Here is a 2,162-nt window from a genome sequence, read left to right as displayed (position 1 = left end):
TGCTGTACAAGGAGGGCCTGGACCTTCTCGTCGTGCCCTCCGCCGAGCTCTCCCGCGGCCGTGGCGGCCCGCGCTGCATGAGCATGCCCTTCTGGCGCGAGGACCTCTAAGGTTTTCAAAGATCCGTACGGGTCTTAATACAAACATCTAGCTACCATTAGATGTCTCCCAATGGGGCGGTGCGGGTTTTCGCACCGCCCCATTCTTGTTTAATGAAGCTCAATTAACATCAGATAAGGTGGCCCATATGACTAGGGGCAGTCACGTTGATACCCCCCAACGGTGTCGGCTTCTTTGCCTTTTGGGCATCATCTCGATTCCCATGACCTTTGCCGGCATCACCCCCGTGTTCTAACGATTGGAGCCAAGTCATGGATATCAAGACGATCGGCGTTGAGGAGTGGCTCAACGTTTGGGAGAAGAGCACTACGTGGGATATCGCCCAGTCGACGATCTCCTCGCTTACCATGGGCGAGCTGCGCGCGCTCGACGAGCAGGACGGCACCACGTTCTACGAGCGCCTGGATCGCGAGAAGATGAACTACGGCTGGATCGAGGGCTCGCCCGACTTTAAGGCCGAGGTCGCCAAGCTGTATCGTCGCGAGGTCAATCCCGATCACATTCTTCAGACCAATGGCTGCACGGGTGCCAACCTCAACGCCATCATGGCCGTGGTCGAGCCCGGCGATCATGTCATCGCCGAGTGGCCTACCTATGCGCCGCTCTATGAGATTCCGCGTTCGCTCGGCGCCGAGGTCGAGTATTGGGAGCTTCGCGAGGAGCTTGGCTGGAAGCCCGATATCGAGGAGCTCAAGCGCCTGGTGCGTCCCAACACGAAACTCATCTGCATCAACAACGCATCGAACCCCATCGGTACGGTGCTTGATGCCGATACGCTCGGTCAGATTGCCGAGATCGCCCGTTCGGTGGGCGCCTACGTGCTGTGTGACGAGGTGTATCTGCCGCTCGAGAACACCGAGTCCTTTATGTCGATGGCCGACGTGTATGAGAAGGCCATTGTCACCAACTCGGTGTCTAAGACCTATTCGACGCCTGCAGCCCGCGTGGGTTGGGTCGTGACCGACGAAGAGGTGTCCAATCGCATCCGCACCTATCGCGATTACACCATGATCTGCGGCGGCGTGTTCAACGATGCCCTGGCGACCTATGTGCTTGAGCACAAGGACAAGATTCTCGAGCGCAACCGCAAGATCGTGTCTGGCAATCGCGATATCGCGCAGGCTTGGATCGATACGCAACATCGCGTTTCCTGGACGGCCCCGCAGGGCGTGTCTACCTCGTTTATCCAGCTTGATATTCCCGAGGACGACGAGGAGTTCTGCAAGCGCCTGTTGTCCGAGAGGGGAGTGCTGCTGGTGCCCGGCAGCCGTTTTGAGCTTCCCTGCGGCGCACGCCTGGGCTACTGCGCGAGCGAAAATGTTCTTCGCGAGGGCTTGAGGCTTCTGGGCGAGGCACTGGCCGAGTTCGATTGCTAATCCCTTGAGGCCCGCGAAGGCCTAAACCTTACTTGGCCCTAGGTGTACCGAATGCAGACCCGCCCCTTTTGGGGGCGGGTCTGTTTGTCTTTGCCGCCGGAAAAGTCAAGTTGTTACAAATGGAGACGCAAGATCGATCGGGTATTCGACGGGCCTTATACTAAGCTTCCGGTGAACGGTATCCAACGTCTGGTAAACGGTAATCTGTTTGCTAAAAATGAATAGGACAAACTTTTATATGAATAAAAATCAAAATGGTTGAGAGACAGCGAGAATTGCGAATTCTATTCATATCGTTGCGCTAAATATGCAATCTGAGGGTGGTTTAACAAAGTTTAGTTCCATTTGATTTTTGGATTGAAAACGCGTTTAAGCACGTAAATAAACTTTATTAAATCAAAGTGTGCCATGCGTGAAGTATATGTGTATGCCGTTCACCCCCTATAAAAAACCGTTCGGGGACAAGGTGGAAGTATGGGTTGATTTTGGATATAAATATGTCGTCAGCAAGCAGCGCTCCATACGGAGGGGCGCTAACGAATCGGCCCTGACAAGGGCCCGAAAGAAAGGTAGGAGGCCATGACGAAAGGTCTGCACGTGCCTTCCGAGATCGGCAAGCTCAGGAAGGTCTGCCTGCACCGTCCCGGCGACGAGCTCCTCAACCTG

At 55.2% G+C, this 2,162-nt stretch carries 2 protein-coding genes; both read left to right on the top strand.

The annotated features are described in order from the left end of the window. Positions 1-110: arginine deiminase family protein (locus tag ACTNBB_RS09010; RefSeq protein WP_148332920.1), on the top strand; the 110-nt coding region annotated here is incomplete at its 5' end. Between the two features lie 261 nt (positions 111-371). Further along, the gene (locus tag ACTNBB_RS09005; protein WP_441057969.1) at positions 372-1,496 is read left to right on the top strand and encodes an aminotransferase; all 1,125 of its coding nucleotides are present in this window, start codon (positions 372-374) and stop codon (positions 1,494-1,496) included. The last annotated feature ends 666 nt before the right edge of the window (positions 1,497-2,162 follow it).

The organism is Collinsella sp. HCP28S3_B9, assembly GCF_052066095.1.
Taxonomy (GTDB): Bacteria; Actinomycetota; Coriobacteriia; order Coriobacteriales; family Coriobacteriaceae; genus Collinsella.
Note: the sequence above shows the minus strand (reverse complement) of the source record. Positions and strands in the feature narration are given on the sequence as shown.

What these genes read in the sequence shown, in the direction of transcription:
- ACTNBB_RS09005 (WP_441057969.1), top strand. Translation starts at nt 372, where the DNA reads ATGGATATCAAGACGATCGGCGTTGAGGAGTGGCTCAACGTTTGGGAG.